This is a genomic window from Streptomyces yangpuensis, assembly GCF_024666385.1.
In the GTDB taxonomy this organism is placed as follows: Bacteria; Actinomycetota; Actinomycetes; order Streptomycetales; family Streptomycetaceae; genus Streptomyces; species Streptomyces yangpuensis.
The window spans coordinates 6700065-6718769 of sequence record NZ_CP102514.1; the positions used below are offsets into that span (position 1 = coordinate 6700065).

16 protein-coding genes are annotated in these 18705 nt (G+C 72.2%); 6 read left to right on the top strand and 10 right to left on the bottom strand.

Annotated elements, in window-relative coordinates:
- Positions 1 to 62: 62 nt before the first annotated feature.
- Positions 63 to 2303: a catalase gene (locus NRK68_RS30390; RefSeq protein WP_183064372.1), complete on the top strand. Its 2241-nt coding sequence runs from the start codon at positions 63 to 65 to the stop codon at positions 2301 to 2303.
- Between the two features lie 211 nt (positions 2304 to 2514).
- Entirely contained in the window at positions 2515 to 3501 is a 987-nt protein-coding gene (locus tag NRK68_RS30395) for a magnesium and cobalt transport protein CorA (RefSeq protein ID WP_257857334.1), read from the top strand.
- A 45-nt stretch (positions 3502 to 3546) separates the two neighbouring features.
- Here NRK68_RS30395 and NRK68_RS30400 read toward each other — a convergent pair whose 3' ends face one another.
- The 4 genes from NRK68_RS30400 to NRK68_RS30415 all read right to left on the bottom strand — a co-directional run bounded on the left by NRK68_RS30400 (position 3547) and on the right by NRK68_RS30415 (position 6924).
- Positions 3547 to 4569, bottom strand: a complete 1023-nt coding sequence (locus tag NRK68_RS30400; protein ID WP_257857335.1) for a DNA topoisomerase IB — start codon at positions 4567 to 4569, stop codon at positions 3547 to 3549.
- An 8-nt stretch (positions 4570 to 4577) separates the two neighbouring features.
- The gene (locus NRK68_RS30405; RefSeq protein ID WP_308296331.1) at positions 4578 to 4769 is read right to left on the bottom strand and encodes a hypothetical protein; all 192 of its coding nucleotides are present in this window, start codon (positions 4767 to 4769) and stop codon (positions 4578 to 4580) included.
- Between the two features lie 134 nt (positions 4770 to 4903).
- Positions 4904 to 5554 carry a hypothetical protein gene (locus NRK68_RS30410; protein WP_183064379.1) on the bottom strand — a complete coding sequence of 217 codons (651 nt, stop codon included), beginning with the start codon at positions 5552 to 5554 and terminating at the stop codon, positions 4904 to 4906.
- A 320-nt stretch (positions 5555 to 5874) separates the two neighbouring features.
- Positions 5875 to 6924 carry a M4 family metallopeptidase gene (locus NRK68_RS30415; protein WP_257857337.1) on the bottom strand — a complete coding sequence of 350 codons (1050 nt, stop codon included), beginning with the start codon at positions 6922 to 6924 and terminating at the stop codon, positions 5875 to 5877.
- 308 nt (positions 6925 to 7232) lie between these two features.
- On the opposite strand from NRK68_RS30415, the gene NRK68_RS30420 reads away from it, so the two are divergent.
- Positions 7233 to 8807: an APC family permease gene (locus NRK68_RS30420; protein ID WP_183064383.1), complete on the top strand. Its 1575-nt coding sequence runs from the start codon at positions 7233 to 7235 to the stop codon at positions 8805 to 8807.
- Positions 8808 to 8886: 79 nt separating this feature from the next.
- Positions 8887 to 10524 (top strand): flavin monoamine oxidase family protein, encoded by a 1638-nt coding sequence (locus NRK68_RS30425; RefSeq protein ID WP_183064384.1) that lies wholly within the window; start codon positions 8887 to 8889, stop codon positions 10522 to 10524.
- Between the two features lie 49 nt (positions 10525 to 10573).
- On the opposite strand, the gene NRK68_RS30430 is transcribed toward NRK68_RS30425, so the two are convergent.
- The gene (locus NRK68_RS30430; RefSeq protein WP_183064386.1) at positions 10574 to 10957 is read right to left on the bottom strand and encodes a hypothetical protein; all 384 of its coding nucleotides are present in this window, start codon (positions 10955 to 10957) and stop codon (positions 10574 to 10576) included.
- Positions 10958 to 11296: 339 nt separating this feature from the next.
- Here NRK68_RS30430 and NRK68_RS30435 point away from each other — a divergent pair, with 339 nt between their 5' ends.
- A complete protein-coding gene (locus NRK68_RS30435) occupies positions 11297 to 11872 on the top strand; it encodes a GNAT family N-acetyltransferase (protein ID WP_183064388.1) in 576 nt (191 codons plus the stop codon).
- On the opposite strand, the gene NRK68_RS30440 is transcribed toward NRK68_RS30435, so the two are convergent.
- Genes NRK68_RS30440 through NRK68_RS30455 form a run of 4 tightly spaced genes read right to left on the bottom strand, consistent with a single transcriptional unit; the run spans position 11848 to position 15974 of the window.
- On the bottom strand, positions 11848 to 12603 hold the full coding sequence (locus NRK68_RS30440; protein ID WP_220818493.1) for a nucleoside 2-deoxyribosyltransferase domain-containing protein: 756 nt from the start codon (positions 12601 to 12603) through the stop codon (positions 11848 to 11850). The two genes, NRK68_RS30435 and NRK68_RS30440, sit on opposite strands and share 25 nt — an antisense overlap.
- On the bottom strand, positions 12593 to 13489 hold the full coding sequence (locus tag NRK68_RS30445) for an alpha/beta fold hydrolase (RefSeq protein WP_183064389.1): 897 nt from the start codon (positions 13487 to 13489) through the stop codon (positions 12593 to 12595). The genes NRK68_RS30440 and NRK68_RS30445 overlap by 11 nt, the downstream gene beginning before the upstream one ends.
- On the bottom strand, positions 13486 to 14448 hold the full coding sequence (locus NRK68_RS30450; RefSeq protein ID WP_257857339.1) for a macrolide 2'-phosphotransferase: 963 nt from the start codon (positions 14446 to 14448) through the stop codon (positions 13486 to 13488). Before NRK68_RS30450 ends, NRK68_RS30445 begins: the two co-directional genes overlap by 4 nt.
- Complete coding sequence (locus NRK68_RS30455; protein WP_257857340.1) at positions 14445 to 15974, bottom strand: AMP-binding protein; 1530 nt, start codon at positions 15972 to 15974, stop codon at positions 14445 to 14447. The genes NRK68_RS30450 and NRK68_RS30455 overlap by 4 nt, the downstream gene beginning before the upstream one ends.
- Before the next feature lie 13 nt (positions 15975 to 15987).
- Between NRK68_RS30455 and NRK68_RS30460 the strand changes: the two genes are divergently transcribed.
- The gene (locus NRK68_RS30460; protein ID WP_257857341.1) at positions 15988 to 17622 is read left to right on the top strand and encodes a CocE/NonD family hydrolase; all 1635 of its coding nucleotides are present in this window, start codon (positions 15988 to 15990) and stop codon (positions 17620 to 17622) included.
- On the opposite strand, the gene NRK68_RS30465 is transcribed toward NRK68_RS30460, so the two are convergent.
- Complete coding sequence (locus tag NRK68_RS30465; protein WP_183064396.1) at positions 17587 to 18666, bottom strand: glycosyltransferase family 2 protein; 1080 nt, start codon at positions 18664 to 18666, stop codon at positions 17587 to 17589. The genes NRK68_RS30460 and NRK68_RS30465 overlap by 36 nt on opposite strands.
- Positions 18667 to 18705 lie beyond the last annotated feature (39 nt).

Here is an 18705-nt window from a genome sequence, read left to right on the forward strand (position 1 = left end):
GGGAGCGGGTGCATTCCGGTCATGGCTCAAGCGTTCAGCAGCTCACCCCTTGGAGACACAGGATGACGACGAAGCACAGCCCTGCCGCCTCGGAGCCGGACGGGGACGGCGTGCCGGGCAAGCCGGGGCCGGTGTCCCCGGCCGTGGCCGAGCCGGCACAGCCCTCGGAGCCCCTCCCGCCCAAAGCGGACCAGGAAGGGCCGGAGACCGTGAGCCCCACCGGGCAGGCCACCGGGGCGGAACAGGCACGCATGGCGCAGAGCGGCGCCTACCTCACCACCGCCCAAGGGGCCCGGCTCTACGACACCGATCACTCTCTGAAGGCCGGACCCCGGGGGCCGGTCCTTCTCCAGGACCACCATCTGCGCGAGAAGATCACGCATTTCGACCACGAGCGGATCCCGGAACGAGTGGTGCACGCGCGCGGCGCCGCCGCGCACGGGGTCTTCCGGGGCTACGGAACCGCAGGCGAAGTCACGCGTGCCGCCTTCCTGGCGAAGGACGTGGAGACACCCGTGTTCGTGAGGTTCTCCACCGTCCTCGGCTCACGCGGATCGGCCGACACGGTGCGCGACACCCGCGGGTTCGCGACGAAGTTCTACACCGAGGAAGGCACCTTCGACCTGGTCGGCAACAACATCCCGGTCTTCTTCATTCAGGACGCAGTCAAGTTCCCCGACATCATCCACGCCGGCAAGCCGCATCCCGACCGGGAGATCCCGCAGGCGCAGAGCGCCCACGACACCTTCTGGGACTTCGTCTCGCTCCACACCGAAGCAACGCACCACACCCTGTGGAACATGTCCGACCGCGGTATCCCGCGGTCCTTCCGGATGATGGAGGGCTTCGGCGTCCATACGTTCCGCCTGGTCAACGCGGCCGACGAGAGCGTGCTGGTGAAGTTCCACTGGAAGCCGAAGCTCGGCGTGCACTCCTTGGTCTGGGAGGAAGCGCAGCTGATCAACGGGATGGACCCCGACTACCACCGCCGGGACCTCTTCGACGCCATCGAATCCGGCGCGTACCCGCAGTGGGAGCTCGGCATCCAGGTTTTCCCCGACACCCCGGAGCAGACGTTCGAAGGCATCGACCTCCTCGATCCGACGAAGATCGTCCCGGAGGAGCTCGCGCCGGTCCAGCCCATCGGGTTGATGACCCTGAACGCGAACACCAGGAACTACTTCGCCGAGACGGAGCAAGTCGCCTTCCACCCGGGACACCTGGTTCCCGGCATCGACGTCACCGACGACCCGCTGCTCGCCGGCCGCCTCTTCTCGTACCTCGACACCCAGATCAGCCGGCTCGGCGGCCCCAACTTCGGGCAGATCCCGATCAATCGGCCGCACGCCCCCGTCAACGACATGCTCCGCGACGGCATGCACCAGAGCGCCGTCCACACCGGCGTCGCCCCCTATCACCCCAACAGCCTCGACGGCGGCTGCCCCTTCTTCGCCGGAGCCGACACGGGAGCCTTCATCGAAACCCCGGTGAAGCTCCCGGCGGCGAGCAAGGTCCGTGAGGCGCCCGCCTCGTTCGCGGACCACTTCACCCAGCCGCGGCTGTTCTGGCTCAGCATGACCCCGCCCGAACGCGAGCACATCATCGCCGCATACACCTTCGAACTGAACAAGTGCTACGAACAGGCCGTCAAGGAACGCACCCTCCAGGTCCTCGCGAACATCGACCCGCAGCTGTGTGAACAGGTCGCCACCGGCCTCGGTCTGCCGGCTCCCGCGGCCACCGAGCCGCTCGCCGGACCCGACCCCAGCCCGGCCCTTTCCCAGATGGGCGGTACCTGGCCCACCGACGGCCGTGTCATCGGCATCATCACCGACGCCGAGGCCGACCTGGACGGGGTACGGAGCGCCCGGCAAGCCATCCTCGACACAGGCATGGTGCCCCTCGTCATCGCCCCGACCGGCGGCACACTCGACCCCGACGGCGATCCGATCACCGTCCGGCGGACCTACGCCACCGCCCGCTCCACCGAATTCGACGCCGTCCTGCTCGCCGGCGTACCTCAGGCCGGCGCGGACGCGTACGGTGCCCGCGACGCCAAGGCCGGCACCGCCCGGCCCCCGCAAGCCGCCGACCCGCGCGTGCTCCTGCTCGTCACCGAGGCGTACCGGCACGGCAAGGCCATCGGCGGCTGGAACGGCGCCGACCGGCTCCTCGAGGCCGCCGGCATCACCCCCGGCGAGCCGGGCATCGCCCTGGAGGAGGACGCTACGGCCGTCGTGGAGGCCGTTGCCGCAGCCCTGGCCGAGCACCGGGCCTGGGACAGGTTCCCGCCGGCCGTCTGAAAGGGCCTGAGGGCAAGGAGTGAGGGCGGGCGGGAACGGGTTCACCGCGGAGGTCACGGGGGCCCGTTCTCCCCGTTTCCCGCCGGCCGCCCGCACCCCACCGCGCAGCCCGCCCCGTTCGGGCTCGGTCGGTCACCTGGTGCGCTCGGCGTTCCGGCTGCGGGCGCATGGAATGGGGCCGGTGAGGCATGCGCGGGTGATGGAATGTGTCATGTACGACCAGGACTCGGGCCGGTCGAAGCAGGTGGAGTGCGAGCTGCCGGACGACGCATGCCGGCGCGTCCTCAAGCGGCTGAGGGGCCTGGACGAAGGCGAGTTCGCCTGGGTCCGGCTGGCAGGCCCCTCGGAAGACGAACTGGTGGAGCTGGCCGAGGAACTGGGCCTTCACCCCCTGGCTGTCGAGGACGCGCTCCACGGGCGACAGCGCCCGAAGCGCGAGCGCTTCGGCGACATCCTGGCCGTTGCGCTGAAGACCCTTCGGTATGTGGAAGAGGAATCGGCGGTGGAGACCGGCGACATCATGATCTTCGTGGGGCCTCGCAGCGTACTCACCGTGAGCCACGGACCGATCGATCCCTGCGCCGAGGCTGCCCGCCGTCTGGACACCGCTCCGGACATGCTGCGCCATGGCCCCAGGGCCGTGCTGCACGCCGTGCTGGACGTCGCCGTCGACGCGTACAGCGACGCAGCCCGAAGGGTGCGGGCCACGCTCAACCGGCTGGAGGACGAGGTGTTTTCAACCACCCGCGTCGACCACACCGAGAACATCTACTCCCTCAAGCGCGAGGTCCGGGAATTCCGTGATGCCGTGCAGCCACTCGTACCGGTGGTTCAAGGCCTCCTGTCCGGCGACCCGGGTGAGAAGGACCACCATGCGGAGATCGCCCCTTACATCCGTGACGTCGCCGATCATTTGCACCGTGCGGACATCGAGGTGCGGACCCTGGACGAACTGCTGGACTCGGTCCTCGGCGCGCAACAGGCCCGCGTGGGCACCTGGCAGAACGACGACATGCGGCGCATCTCCGCATGGGCGGCGATCTTCGCGGTCCCCACGATGGTCGCCGGCGTGTACGGCATGAACTTCGAACACATGCCGGAACTCGGCTGGACCTACGGCTACCCGCTGGCCGTCCTCCTCATGGCGCTCGCGGCAGGCGCCCTCTACCGTGCCTTCCGCCGCAACGGCTGGTTGTGAAACCTTCACCGGGGGCCGCACCGGCCCCATGGGCGCCCTGTGCGGTCACGTGGTACCGGAGCGCAGAAGCTGCAGGACGGCGCGTTCAACACGGCCGTGGGTTGCCGGTTCACCGAAGGTGCCGTTCTCACCCAGCTTGCCGAGGGCGGCAGCGATGGTCTCGCCTTCCTCGTAGAGCTCGATGATGCGGGGATGGATGTAGGAAGCCCGGCACACGGCGGGTGTGTTCCCCAGGTAGTCGCTGACCTCGCGCACGGCGCGTGCCACCACCTTCCCGCGGCGCGCACGGGATGCGTCGGGGGTGGTCTCGGACACGGCCAGGGCGACCGCTGCCAGCACGGTGGCGTACCAGGTCCTGAAGTCCTTGGCCGTCACGTCCCGGCCCGACCGATCTTTCAGGTAGGAGTTGAGATCCTCGGCGTGGACCTCATGCCATGCGCCGTGTTCCCAGTAGGAGAAGAGCCTTTCTCCGTCGTCCCTGCGCCCCAGCAGCGCCCGGATCACGGTGTGGGCCTGCTCGTCGACGAGCGAGCGCTCGACCTCCTTGCCGGACTTGGCGGGGAAATGCAGCCGGATCTCGCCACTGTGGCAGCTGGCGTGTTCCCGCAGCAGGGTGGTGAGCCCGAAACTTCCGTTGTCGCGGGCGTAGCGTTCACCGCCGATGCGGAGGAAGCCGAGGTCGAGGAGGCGGGTCAGGCAGGCCAGAACGCGCAGGCGGGTCAGCCCGCGCCCGGCGAGGTCCTGGGTCACGTGTTCTCGCAGGCGGGGCAGCGAGCGGGCGACGCGCTGGACGTGCTCGTGTTTGGCTACGTCCTGTTGCTCACGGAAGTACGGGTGGTAGAAGTACTGACGGCGCCCGGCGGCGTCCGTCCCCACCGCCTGGATGTGACCGTTCGGCCACGGGCACACCCATACGTCCTGCCAGGCCGGGGGTATCACCAGGGCACAGACCCGTTCACGGTCCGCAGCCGACAGGGCCTGGCCGGTGTTGTCGAGGTAGCGGAACCCGCGTCCGTGGGGCACACGGCGCCATCCCGGCACCTGGGGGTCGCTGGTTCGCAGCCGCACGGCCGCGGTCAGTCCGTGTCGGGGTGGGCCTGCGTGCGCAGGGTCCATGCCTGGCCTGCGCAGTCGTAGGGCAGGGGAGGGAAGCGGTGCCCGCGGACGTCGGTGCGCTTGCTCCACTGGTGCTTCTTGCCGCAGTCACAGGCGTAGATGCCACTGCTCGGCACGATTTCTCCTGGTTTCCATTCTTCTGTCTGATTCATGCCGACGCCTACCCCGCATGTGCCGGCGCACGCCGAAGCGCCGGCCGTGGTCTGCACGGCCTCGGGCGACGGGTCGTGCCGGTGATGAACATCGGCCGGACGTCCTGCGGCAGAGCAGCACGCGGGCCGGGGCTTCAGGCGGCGAACGGGTTGGAGTGGCCCGGCAGCTGCTGCCCGGGGCGCAGGAACCGTCGGCTGCCCTGTTCGTCGCGCACCGAGAAGAACCCGGCGGCCGTCAGCCGCTGGGCGATCTTCCTGCGGCGGATCGCGCCCACCTCGAACGCCACGGTGAGGAGCAGCGCGACCGCCCCGCCGGAGGCGACCGCTTCGATCGGCGTTTTGTCGATGAGCAGGATGACGGTCAGGACCGCGCAGGCGAGGTAGCCCATCACCTTCTGGCTCCGGTCGGCGATGTACAGGGCCATGACGTCGAAGGTGATGAGGTCCTTCAGCACGGCCACGGCCCCGGCCGCTTCGGGAAGTGGCTTCAGCGAGCCCTGCGCCAGCCCGGGCACCGTCCCGCCGTTGCCCGCCTGCGGATGGGCGGTGATCGTGGCCGCCTCGCGGACGCGCGCGTCGGGCCGCGGGTCCCGGTACATCCGGACCTGGACGAGCGAGTTCCTGAACCCGGTCCTGTACGCCGTGCCGAACGTGTAGCCGTACTGCTCCGCCACCTGCGCCAGGGCGGCTGCCTTCGCCGTGGAGCCCTGGGGAGCGATCTCGACGATGTCCTGCTGACGGGCGATCTGCTGGAGCAGCCCCGCTATGTGACGTTCGACGGACATCCTGGCTTCCTGCCCTCCGGGACCCCGTGCCGGGTCCGACCTGCGCACAGCCTAAGGGCTGTCCCGTACTCCCCGGTGGGTCGGCGCACGGCGTCAGATGCGGTGCACCGCAAGGCGGAGGAGCGCATTGACCCTGGACGTATTCGGGCGTTCCGACAACGCAGCGAGGTGCCGTAGCAGACGTCGGGCGCCCGCCGCCTGATCCGGTCCGCCGGACGCGCACCGCCCGCCCACGCAGGTACCCTCCGGCGCCCCCCGTCGCGGCCCATGGAAGGCAGCGGTCCGGCGCCGCCCGGGCGGACGACGCCGGACCGGGCCCCTCAGACGCCGGGTATCTCGCGGGCCGCGAAGGCGGCGCGGACCTGCTGCGCGGTCGCAGCGCCGTACATCCGCCCGGCGGTCGCGATCGTCGTCCGGGCCGCGTCCGCGAAGCCGGTGCCGGGGGCGAACCCGAACTGCGCGTTCACGATGATCCGGTCCGCGGTACGGGCACCGAGCGCGCCACGGATGTCGAACAGGGCCCGGGACCAGATCTCGCCGTCCGCGTGGACCTCTCCGACGCGGTCCGCGTAGACCTTGGAGCCGTCGATCCGGCGCAGGCAGTGCGGGGCCGCGCTGTAGCCCGTCGAGTCCCAGTCGGCGACGCAGGCCACCTCGGTCCGGCGGGTCCATCCGTACCGGGTGCCGGCGTGCTCCCCGACCGCGACGGCCAGATAGTCACCGAAGGCCTCGCCGATCGCACCGGCCTCGGGCGAGGCACCGAACCCGGGTACCTGGGCCTCGTGCACCGCGTGGCCGTACTCGTGGATGATCACCTCGGCGTCCTCGGCGTCGTCGACCCCGCCCTTGCCGAAGCGGATCTCGTCCTTCTTGTCGGTGAAGAAGGAGTTGTCCGCACCCCACTGGTTGATGCGTACGGGCTGCACCCGGTCGTTGGCGCCCGGCAGCTCCGTGCCGAAGCCCAGCCACTGGAGGTACTCCTGCGCCTCGTTGACCCAGAAGTAGGCCATGACCTGCTCGAACCGGTCGTCGTGCCGGGTGTACCCGGCGGCCTCGCCGGTCCTGGCCGAGGGGCCGGTGTCCGAGCGCACGGAGGCCCAGCGGCCGTGGAGCCCGCCGCCACCGTCCAGGTTGCGCAGCGCGGCCAGCGCGTACGCGGTGGTGGGGACGGCGGAATCGGCGTCCTTGCCGTCGGTGAGTGCCTGGTCGCCCGTGGCCTGGACGGGGTTGACCATGAAGATCCGGCCCTGCGGCGTCGTGGAGCCGGCCGTCGGGGCCGAGGACTGCGCGGAGGCCGGGCCGGCGAGCGAGAAGAGCGCCGCGGTGGCGGTGGCCGCGGCGAGCATGCCGCGGGGTGTGCGGCGGGTCATGGACATCCTCCGGGGGTGGGAAGGCGCGGTGGGGAAGGCAATGGGTGGGGCGGCCGTGATCCTCGCCCACCGGCCCCTCACTTGAACAGACCCTGACAAGGTCCAGATCGGCCCACGCCCGCCGGGCCGCCCGCCGCGCCGGCCGTCCACCAGCTCGCCGACGGCGTACGAACGGCTCCTGATGCCCCGACAACTCGTCGGCCCCACAGCCTCATTACCGGACCGCATGCCGATTGTGGGCTGCGCCACGCACCGCCAGAGTGGCCCGCCTCACGTCGGGAAACGCAGCACGAGCGGAAGAGGACGACATGTCCAACGGTTCCACCGGCACCCCCCGATCCACCCGGGCGGCCCGCCCCGCAGGCGAGGTCCAGCGACTCAAGGCCAACTCCGTCGGCCTGGTCGGCGTCGTCTTCATGGCCGTCGCCACCGCCGCCCCCATCACCGCCATGACCGGCAACCTCCCCATCGCGGTCGGCTTCGGCAACGGAACCGGCGCCCCCGCCGGGTACCTCTTCGCCACCGTCGTTCTCACCGTCTTCGCGGTCGGCTACGTGGCCATGGCCAAGCGCATCACCGCCGCGGGCGCCTTCTACGGGTACATCTCCCATGGACTCGGCCGGATCGCCGGTATGGCCTCCGGCATGCTCGCCGTCCTCGCGTACGTCGTCTTCGAGGCCTCGATCGTCGGAGTCTTCTCCTACTTCGCCCGCACCACGGTGCACGACCAGCTCGGGGTCGACCTCCCCTGGGTGCTGTACGCCGCCGGGATGCTCGCCGTCACCGCCGGCCTCGCGCACTTCGACATCAACCTGACCGCCAAGGCCCTCGGCGTGATGCTGGTCGCCGAGATCACGGTCCTGTTCGCGGTCGCCACCGCCGTACTGATCGCCGGCGGCGGCCCCGACGGGATCCCCGTCGAGCCGGTCGACCCCCGCAACGCCTTCACCGGTACCTCCGCCGGCCTCGGCCTCTTCTTCGCCTTCTGGTCCTGGGTCGGCTTCGAGTCCACCGCCATGTACGGAGAGGAGTCCCGCGACCCCAAGCGGGTCATTCCCAAGGCCACGCTCATCTCCGTCGTCGGCGTCGGCCTCTTCTACATCTACGTCTCCTGGATGACCATCGCCGGCAACGGTCTGACCGGGTCCGTGGGACTGTCCGCCTCCGCCAACCCCCTCGACCTCTTCCTCGCCCCCACCCGGCACTTCATCGGCGCCTGGGCCGTGGACGCCTTCCAGTGGCTGCTGCTCACCGGCTCGTTCGCCTGCGGGATGGCCTTCCACCAGTGCGCCGCCCGCTACCTGTACGCCATCGGCCGCGAGCGTTTCCTGCACCCGGCGCTCGGCCGGACCCACGCGCGCCACGGCTCCCCGCACATCGCCTCCGTCGTCCAGACCGTCATCGCCGTCGCCCTGGTCGCGGGCTTCTGGCTCACCGGCCAGGACCCGTACCTGCACCTGTACACGCTGCTGGCGATCCTGGGCACCATGGCGATCCTGATCGTCCAGACCCTGTGCTCCTTCGCCGTCATCGGCTACTTCCGCCGCAACCACCCCGAGGACCGGCACTGGTTCAGGACGCTCACCGCGCCCCTGCTCGGCGGGATCGGGATGACCGCCGTCGTGGTCCTGCTCGTCGTCAACATGGAGACCGCGGCCGGAGCCGCCGCCGGCTCCGTCTTCTTCAAGCTGATCCCCTGGATCGTCGGCACCGTCTTCTTCGGCGGACTGGGCCTCGGCCTGTGGCTCAGAGCCAAGGCCCCCGAGCGCTACGAGGTCATCGGCCGCATCGTCCTGGAGGACGCCGCCGAGCGTGCCGACGACGGCACCGGCCCCGGTTCCGACGGCACCACCGGCCTGTCCCCGTCCCCCGCCAACGCCTGATCCCCGTAGACCCGATCCCCGCACACCTCGTCCACGTACGCCCGGCCCGCAGCCGCCCGCCCCGCGAAGGAGCCCCGCCATGGCCCGTACGCCCCTCATGCACGCACTCCGCCGGCTCACCGCCGAACACGCCGCCGCCCACCGCCTGCGCCTGCCCGTCGCCGACGTGCGCGGCCTCGGCCGCCGGGAGCTGATGCGGCGGGCGGCCGCCCTCGGCCTCGGCACCGCCGTGGCGGGGGTCGCCGCCGCCCCGGCCCGCGCCGCCGCCCCCGCGCCCGCCCCCGACGGCAAGAGGCCCCGGCCGGCCCGCGTCGCGGTGGTCGGTGCGGGCATCGCAGGCCTCACCGCCGCCCTCACCCTGCAGGACGCGGGCATCCCGTGCACCGTCCACGAAGCCGACCCCGACCGTGTCGGCGGCCGGATATGGACGCAGCGCGACCACTGGGCGTACGGGCAGACCTCCGAGATAGGCGGCGAACTGATCGACACCAGCCACAAGAAGATGCTGGAGCTCTGCCGCCGCTTCGGCCTGCGGACCGAGGACTTCCTCGGCGGCGGTCCCAACGGGGCCGAGGAGGTCCTGTGGTTCAACGGCACCTACTACAGCCGCACCCAGGCCGACGAGGACTTCAAGGCCGTCTACCAGCAGCTGCGCCGTGACCTCCAGGACTCCGGCGAGGTGTCCTGGAACTCCACCACCCCCACCGGCACGGCTCTGGACAACATGACCCTCCACGAGTGGATCGAGAGCCGGGTCCCCGGCGGGCACGCCTCGCCGCTCGGCCGCTTCATCGACGTGGCCTACAACGTCGAGTACGGGGCCGACACCACCGACCAGTCCGCCCTCGCCCTGGTCCTGCTGATGGGCTACCAGCCCAACCCCGGGAACTTCAACGTCTGGGGCCTGTCCAACGAGCGATACCACATCGTCGGCGGCAACGACCGGCTGCCGAACGCCATCGCCGCGGCCCTGCCCTCCGGTTCGATCGTCATGGGCCGCCGACTGGTCGCCGTGCGGGCCGGCGCCGACGGCACCCAGACCCTCACCTTCGAAGACTCCGGCGCCACCCGCACGGTCGTGGCCGACCACACCGTGCTGTGCCTGCCGCTGCCGGTCCTCCAGGGCATCGACACCTCGGCGGCCGGTTTCGACCCCCTCATGAAGAACCTGCTGCGCGATGCCCGGATGGGCGCCTGCACCAAGCTCAACATGCAGTTCACCGGCCGACCGTGGCGCGGCACCGGCCCGTGGCCCGGGGTGTCGGCGGGCGACTGCTTCACCGACTCCGAGGTCCAGCAGACCTGGGACACCACCAAGCTCCAGCCCGGCACCGGCGGCATCCTGCTCCAGTACGGCGCCGGGACCCTGGCACGAGCCCTGACCCCCGCCACACCGTTCGCCACCGAATCCGACCCCTATGTGCGGCGGCTCGCCGAGCGCATGCTGACCGGGGTCGACGCGTTCTTCCCCGGTACCGAGGCCGCGTGGACGGGGCGCGCCCAGCTCTCCGCCTGGCACCGCAACCCCTGCTCGCTGGGCGCGTACTCGTACTGGCCGACCGGCTACCTGCACCGGTACGCGAAGTACGAGGGCACCGCCCAGGGCAACATCCACCTCTCCGGCGAGCACTGCAGCTACGACTTCCAGGGCTTCATGGAGGGCGGCGCCACCGAGGGCGAACGGGCGGCACGGGAGGTGATCGCCGCCCTCACCTGAGGCGGCGGGCCGCGGGACGGGGAGCCGGCCGGGTCCGTCCGGAGCGAGGTCAGAAGACGGTGACCGTGAAGGGGTTGTCCACGTAGCTGCCGGTGAGGTCGTACGTGTAGACGGTGACCGCGTCGGGGCCGCAGACGGCGTTGGGCGTGGTGCTGAAGCTGCGACGGTTGGAATTGGGCAGCTCCACGTGGACCACGCTGAACGCGAGGTTCACCTGCTCGCTGACGTTCACGCAGTACCGGCCGGTGTTGACGTGTCGCACCCAGTCGACGTTTTTCGCCCGCAGCAACGCCCCGGAGCCGGAGACGTCCGCCGCGGCCTGGACGTAGGGGGAGGTGATCGGTCTCGGGTCGGCCGCCGTGGCGTTCGCGGGGGCCGCGAGCGCCCCTGTCATGACGACGGCGGCCGGCAGGACGATGGAGAAGCGGATCATATGACTTCACTCCGGACTGTGGCGTGATGCGGCGAGGTGTGGGTGGTCGCCTCATACTCGGCCGGTACGCACGACGATGCGTTCGCCGCGCCGAGCCGCATCGGCCCAACGGGGCCGAAAGCTACCCGTGCGGCCCACGAGCGTGAGCCGGCCGGTCGCGCCGCCGGGGCCCGGGCTCCGGCGGCGCGACCGGTGCCGGGGACGCCGCCATGAGGAAGGCAGCCGTACAGGAGGCGGGCGGGACCCGGTGCGTGCGCCGACAGCCGCCAGGGCTGAGCAGCCCGGCGGGGGCGGCTGAAAGGCGCCCTTACCGGGGCAGCCCGGCCATAGTGTCGTGCCATGACCACGATCAATGACACGACGTACGAGTACCGCATCGCACGCCCCGAGGACACCGAGGCCATCGAGGCCATCGACGGGTCCTTCAGCACCAGCACGGTTTTCGAAGTGGCCGTGACCGGCGACGGGTTCGCCCTCCGCGAGGTCCCGGTGGACCCGCCACTGGTCAAGGTGTTTCCCGACGACGACGGCGGCGACGAGGGGGACGACGCGGAGACGGACGACGAGGGCGACGACAGCCGCACCTTCGTGGCGGTCGGGCCCGCCCGGGCGCTCGTCGGCTTCGCCGCCGTCTCCTACTCCCCGTGGAACCGGCGGCTGACCATCGAGGACATCGAGGTCGCCGCCGACCACCGGGGCCGGGGTGTCGGCCGCGCGTTGATGGGACACGTGCTGGACTTCGCCCGGGAGCGGGGCGCCGGGCACGTCTGGCTGGAAGTGACCAACGTCAACGCCCCGGCCATCCATGCCTACCGGCGGATGGGTTTCTCCCTCTGCGGCCTGGACACCGCCCTGTACCTGGGCACCGAATCCGAGGGCGAACAGGCGCTCTACATGAGCATGCCCTGCCCCTGAGCAGCCAGCAGGCGGCGCACGGCGGGGCCGGAGCCGTCGGCGGGCGCGACGGTGACGGTCAGCAGCCAGCCGGCGCCCCCGTCCGGCCCGGCCGTCGGTGCGTACCACTCCACGCGCGCGTCCAGCAGCCGGTCCCCGGCCTCGCGGCGTGCGGCGTACCAGGTCCGGAACGGCCCGGTCCGCCACACCGTCAGCGGTACCGCCCGCTCGCCACCGCTGCGCGTGTGGCCCGGCCCGACCGCTCGCAGGGCAGCCTCGGCCGCGCCCGTCGGCGTACGCTCCACCGGCACCCCCAGGGCGTCCGCGAAGTGGAGCAGGTAGGCCATGCGTTCGGCCTCCGGCGGCGCACCGAGCACGGCGCGGCCCGAGTCGCACCAGGAGCCCCACTTGATGTTGGACACCAGGCCGGGCAGCGTGGCCATGTCGCGGGGGATCCAGAAGAGGATCACGTCGGACCGGCGCATGGCGTCCCCCTCCCATGCGATCTGGTCCCCGTACGCGGGATAGTCGCCGCCGGGGACCGGTTCGGGCAGGAACACCACCAGCCGTCCGGCACCGGACCACGCGGACCGCAGTGCGTCGACGGCGCCCGGACGCCACGACGGTTCGGCGGGGTCGACGGGGGTCGGGCCGCACAGGTACACGGCCGCGGCCCAGGAGTCCGGCGGCTCCTGGCCGACGTGGACGACCTCGACCTCTGAGGTGACAAGGATGTGGGGCTCAAGGGGCATGGGACACTCCGGGGTCGGTCGGGGCCAGGGTGGTGAGGAAGTCCAGCAGGAGGGCGTTGAAGGCGTCGGGCCGTTCCAGGAAACCGAGGTGGCCGGCGTCGGCCAGCTCCGCGTAGCGGGCGCCGGGGATCGCGGCGGCGACCTCGCGGCCCAGCGGGGCGGGTGCCAGGACGTCGTCGGCGAAGCCGACCACCAGGACCGGGACGGGGATCCGGCCGTAGTCGGCCGGCCGGTGGCCGAGCGGCGGAAGCGGGCGGTCCGCCGTCGCCGACTCGCCGGTCAGCGCGGCGAGTTCGAACAAGTCGAGCCATTCTGCGGCCGCGCCCTCGTCGGCCAGGGTGCGGGGGGAGAGGTTCATGACGAGGCGGACGAACGCCTCGTACGCCGGTGGCGGCCGGGTGCCCGCGTACGCTGCCGCGGTCTCCGCGCGGGCCAGGGCCTCGGCCAGCACGTCGGACCGGCCGCGGGTCGCCGCCAGCAGCGCCCCGCTCACCCGGTGCGCGTCGGTCAGCAGCAGCTCCTGCACGGCGAGGGCGCCCAGCGAGTGCCCGACCAGCGGGCAGGGAGGCAGGTCGAGGGCGGCCAGCAACTCGACGGTCCGGGCGGCCAGCGCCCCAGGGCCTGCGGCGTCCGCGCCGTAGGCCGCCCTTCCGACCGTCTCCCGTCCGGCCGTGCCCGGCTCCGCTGCCTCCGGCCCGTGGTCGAAAGTGATCACCCGGTGGCCCGCCGCCGTCAGGGCCGGGACCTGGTGGTGTTCCCAGACGCGGCCTGTGCCGCCCGCACCTGCTATCAGGACCACCGGGTGGGGGCCCGTGCCGTGGACGGTGTACGGCGTGCCGGACGGTGTCCGGCCCGTTGTGCGCGCCGTGTCGCGGGGGCCGCTCATGGCGCCATCCTGCGCAGTGCCGTCTCCACCCAGGCGCGGCGGCCCGTGTCCAGGCCGCGCAGGGCCACGTGGACCCACAGGAAGGAGGCGCGGGCCAGGATGTGGGCGCGCATGCCCTCGCGCACCTCGCCGCCCGCCGCCCGGTAGGCGTCCAGGAGGCGGTCCAGGACGGCGGGGCCGCCCGCGTACAGCATGTCGACGAAGTCGACCGCGGGATCGCCCACATCGGCATTGGCCCAGTCCAGCAGCCCCGACAGCACCGGGGGGCCGGAGCGCGGGCGCTCCACCAGGGTGTGCCCGGGGTGGACGTCGCCGTGGACGAGGGTCAGCCGGCCGGGCCACAGCCGGTCCTCGTCCAGCCAGGCCCGCCAGCGGCGCACCCCGGCCTCCGGCAGCGGGAGTTCGGCCCGGGCCCGGTCGAGCCGGTCCGCGATCCGGGTGCGTACGGTCCCGGCGTCCGCCCGCCCCCGGGCCGCCAGGGCGGGGAAGTCGTCCGGCGGGGTCGTGTGCACCGCGACCAGGGCCCGGGCCAGCGGCTCCAGGTACTGGCCGGGGTGGGCCAGCGGGTCGATGGACCAGCCGTACACCAGGGTGCCGGGATCCTCCGTGCCCGCCGCCTCGCCGGGCAGCCGGGGGTAGGCGACCAGGTCCGGGTCGTGCAGCCGCCAGTCGGGCACCGGTACGGGCGTCCGGTCCCGTACGGAGGCCAGTACGGCTCCCTCGAAGGCCAGTTGCTCCGCGGCTTCGGGCCGGCGGGGCCGGCGCAGGATCCACCAGGCGCCGTCGGCGGCCCGGATGTGGACGACCCGGAAGTCCCAGCCGGTGTCGTCGGCGCGGGCCGTGGCCGGATCGAGGGCGAGGCCCAGCCGCCGGGAGGCATGCGCGGCGAGCGCGGCGAGGGAGGTGAGGGAGTCCGGGCCGGCCCCGGAGGGCGCCCCGTCGCGGGTCGCGGCGGTCATCGGGCCGCCTCCGCCGTCGCCAGGTACCGGTCCCGGGTGGCCTCGCGGTCCACCTTGCCGGTGTGGGTGCGGGCCAGCTCCGTGAGCGGCACCAGCAGGCTCGGCACCAGGTGCGGGGCCGCCGTACCGGCCAGCCGGGTACGCACGTGCGCCGCGACCTCGCGCGGGTCGTGGCCCGGCAGCGGCACGAAGAAGGCGGCCAGGGTGCTGTGTTCGGCCCCCTCCACCCGGGCGGCCGCCACCTCGCGCACCCCGTCGCAGCTGCCGACCAGGGACTCCACATGGACCAGGTCCACCCGGTGCCCGCGGATCTTGACCTGGTGGTCGGAGCGGGCATGGAACACCAGGGCCCCGCCGGGCCCTTCGGAGACCAGGTCCCCGGTGCGGTACCAGCGGGTCCCGCCCTGCTCGCCGAACCGGGCCGCCGTGGCCTCCGGGGCGGCGTGGTAGCCGAGGGCCAGCCCGGGCCCGGACACGTACAGCTCGCCCGTGTCGTCGATGCGCTGGCCGACATGGGGCAGGGGAAGCCCGATGGGCAGATCACCTCCGGTGGGAGGCAGTTCGGGCGCGTCCGGCCCGGCCAGCTGCACCGCGTGGGTGACCAGGGCCGTCTCGGTGGATCCGTAGGTGTTGAGCAGCCGTACCCCCTCGGCGCCCAGCTTCCGCCAGCGGTCCAGCATGTCGGCGCGTACCGCCTCCCCGCCGATGACCACGGTCCGCAGGGAGGACGGCAGTCCGGCGCCCTGGTGCAGCAGGTCACCGGTGAGGCTGTGCCAGAAACCGGTCGGCAGCACCGCGACGGAGACCTCCTGGTCCTCGGCCACCTGGGCGAACGCCTCGCGCGCCGCGTCGTCTACGACGAGCGTGGCACCGCCGGTCAGGGTCGGCAGGATCTCCTCCAGGCTGGTGTCCCCGCCGGCACCGTGGAAGTGCAGCACGGTGGAGCGCGGACCGATCCCGTACAGCTCGCGCAGCGGCGGCACCACGGCCGCCAGCGCCCGGTGCGGCACCACGACCCCCTTGGGCCGGCCGGTGGAGCCGGAGGTGAAGAGCACGTACGCCGGATCCTCGGGCCGTACCCCGCTGCCGGGGAGCGCCGGGGGCACCGGCACCCGCACCGGAGGGGAAGCCGCCCAGCGGGGGCGGACCACCCGCTCCACGGCCGGCTGCCAGCCGGTGTCCGCGGTGGCCACGGCCTCCCGGACCTCCAGCCGGTCCAGTACGGCCTCCAGCACGGCCGCGGGATGGCCGGCTTCCAGCGGTACGTAGGCCCGCCCCGCCGCGAGGACGCCCAGGAGGGCCGCGACGTCACGGGCCGAGTGGTGCACGACCACCCCGACGGGCGGCTGGGGCGCGTCCGTGCGCGGTGCGACCTCGCCCGCCACCTCCAGCACCCAGGCGGCGAGAGTGCCGTAGCCGATGACGAGCCCGTTGTCGACGACGGCCGGGCGCGCCGGATCCGTACGCGCGGTTTCGAAGAACGGTTCCAGGAAATTGATATCTCCGGCCCTGCTCTGCATTGTCATTTCCCTCGTCCTGATGGAATATGGGCGGGTGCGAATTGTTGTGGAACACGATCTGAAAATACCCATGCGTGATGGCGCCTTATTGAATGCCGACCTGTATCGCCCGGATACCGGCGGCCCCTTTCCCGTCCTCGTGCGCCGTACCCCCTACGGGAAGTCGGGCAGCCCGGGCGGGGCCTCCGTCGACGGACTGCGGCTGGTCCGCGCCGGGTACGCGCTGCTGGTGCAGGACGTGCGCGGACGGTTCGGCTCCGGCGGCACCTTCGAGCCGTACTGGCACGAGGCGGCGGACGGCGCGGACACCGTCGCCTGGGCGGTGGAGCAGCCATGGTGCGACGGCTCGGCCGGGCTGTTCGGCCGCTCGTACGAGGCGATGGCCGCACTGCTCGCCGCGGCCGAACGCCCGCCCGGCCTCGGCGCGATCGCCCCGCACGTGGCCGGATCGGGCTTCGACGAGGGGTGGACCCGGCAGGGCGGCGCCTTCCAGCTGGGCTTCGTCCTGTACTGGGTGCTCTACGACCTGCTGCTGGAGGGGGCCGGGCTGGCCGGGCCCGAGCTGGCCGAGGTGGCCCGTGCCGTCGACCGGATCGACGAGCTCTACCGGGACCCGGAGGCTGCCGCGGAGCTGCTGGACCGGCCGGCCCCGTACTACCGGCAGTGGCGCGAGCACCCGGCCGGGGACCCGTACTGGCGGCGCGCCGCCCCGCGCGAGTCCTATGCGGCGATCGACGTCCCGGTGCTTCACCTCACCGGCTGGTACGACATTTTCCTCGCCGGCGCCCTGGAGAATTACCGGGGAATTCGCGACTGTGGAACGCCGTCGCAGCTGGTGGTCGGGCCGTGGTCCCATTGCGTCACCGGCGGGATATTTCCGCAGAGGCGTTACGGGCTGGCAGCCGATGAACGCAGCATCGATGTCACCGGACTCCATCTGGACCATTTCGACCGGCATCTGCGACGGCGTACCGATGCCCCGGAAACCGACCCGGTACGGCTGTTCGTCACGGGCGCCGACGAATGGCGCGTCTTCCCCGACTGGCCCGTCCCCGGAACCGGGGACCTCGTCCTGCACCTCGACGGCCGTGCCCTGACCCCCGGCCCCGCCCCGGCGGCCCCCGGCGCCGACCGGATCCGCCACGACCCGGCCGACCCCGTGCCCACCACCGGCGGCGCCACCGCCCTGCCCGGCCAGTTCACCGGCGGCGACTGCGGTCCGCTGGACCAGCGCGGCGTGGAGGAGCGCCCCGACGTGCTGTGCTTCACGGGCGAGCCGCTGACCGCACCGCTGACCGTCGTCGGCGACACCGTCCTGACCGTGTACGTGACCCCGGACGCGGCGGGCGCCGACGTGACCGGCAAGCTCGTCGATGTGCACCCCGACGGCCGGGCCGAGTTGCTGTGCGACAGCGTGCGCCGCCTGGCCCCGGGGGCGGACACGGCATCCGCCCCCGGGGAGCCGGCCGAGGTCACCGTCGCGCTGGGCTCGGTCGGTCACGTGTTCCGCGCGGGCCACCGGATCCGTCTGGAGATCGCGGCGAGCAACGCGCCACGCTTCGACGTTCACCCGCGGGTCCTCGCCCACCACACCGTCCATCACGGCGGCGACCACCCGTCACGGCTGCTGCTGCCGTGCCTGCCCGGCAGCTGACGGACCGGCAGGGCCGGCGGCGTCCGGATGGAAGACCGACAGGTCGGCCACCTTCTCGATCCGCCGGCCCGCCTCCCAGTGCGAGCGCCGCAGGCGCCGCAGCTGGGCGCCGCTCAGCTTGGTGCTGTGCTGCGGGATCGACCACACCATCCGCGCCCGTTTCGCCGAGGCGGGGTAGCGGTCCCGCACCCGGTAGGGGTCGTTGAGCAGGTGGTGGGCGGTGCCGACGTGGAAGGCGGCCTTCAGCAGCGCGTAGTAGGCCGCCGCGCCCACCCCCTTGTCCCGGGCGCAGTGCACCAGCGTCCGCGACGCCTCGAACAGCCGCCACACCACCGGCACCGCCGGCGTGGTGAACACACCGGTCTCCTGGGCGATGCCCTCACCCACGCCGTAGCGGAAGTAGCTGCGCATGTTGCCGAAGCCGTGCTGCGCGTCGTGGAAGATCCGTGCCTCCGGCAGGTACACCACGGGGATGCCCGCCAGCTGGAGCCGGAAGTCGAACTCCCGGTCCTCGCACCAGTGGATCAGCTCGTCGAAGTGGTAGCCGCCGATGTGGTCGACGATGTCCCGGTTGTAGATCAGCGGCGGGGACAGCGCGCTGACGTAGTCGCCCTCGTCGAACTCCCGTACACGGGCGGTCAGCTTGCTCAGCGTCCCGTCGGACTCCCCGTACACCACCTGCCCCTTGACGACCGGGTCGGTGAGCACCGCGCGGACCATCGCGCGGACCACGCCGGGGGCGAAGGTGCAGTCGGAGTCCATCAGCAGCAGGTACTGCCGGTCGGTGACGGCGGCGCCGGCGTTGTAGGCGGCGCCCAGGTTGCCGACGTCCTCGATCTCGGTGACGGTCAGCGGGCGGGGATGCTCCGCGATCAGTTTCAGAACGGCGTCGCTCGGCCCGTTGAGCGCGAGGACGATCTCGACGTCCTCGTCGATCGACGCAATGCAGTCCGCGATCCGCAGATCGTCGCGCAGGGCGATGATCACACTGGTCCGGGCGATGCCCTTGTCGACCGACGCCTCGTCCACCAGGTCGGTGGCCATCTCAGTTCTCCCTCGTCGAACTCGTGTGCCTACGGTGGG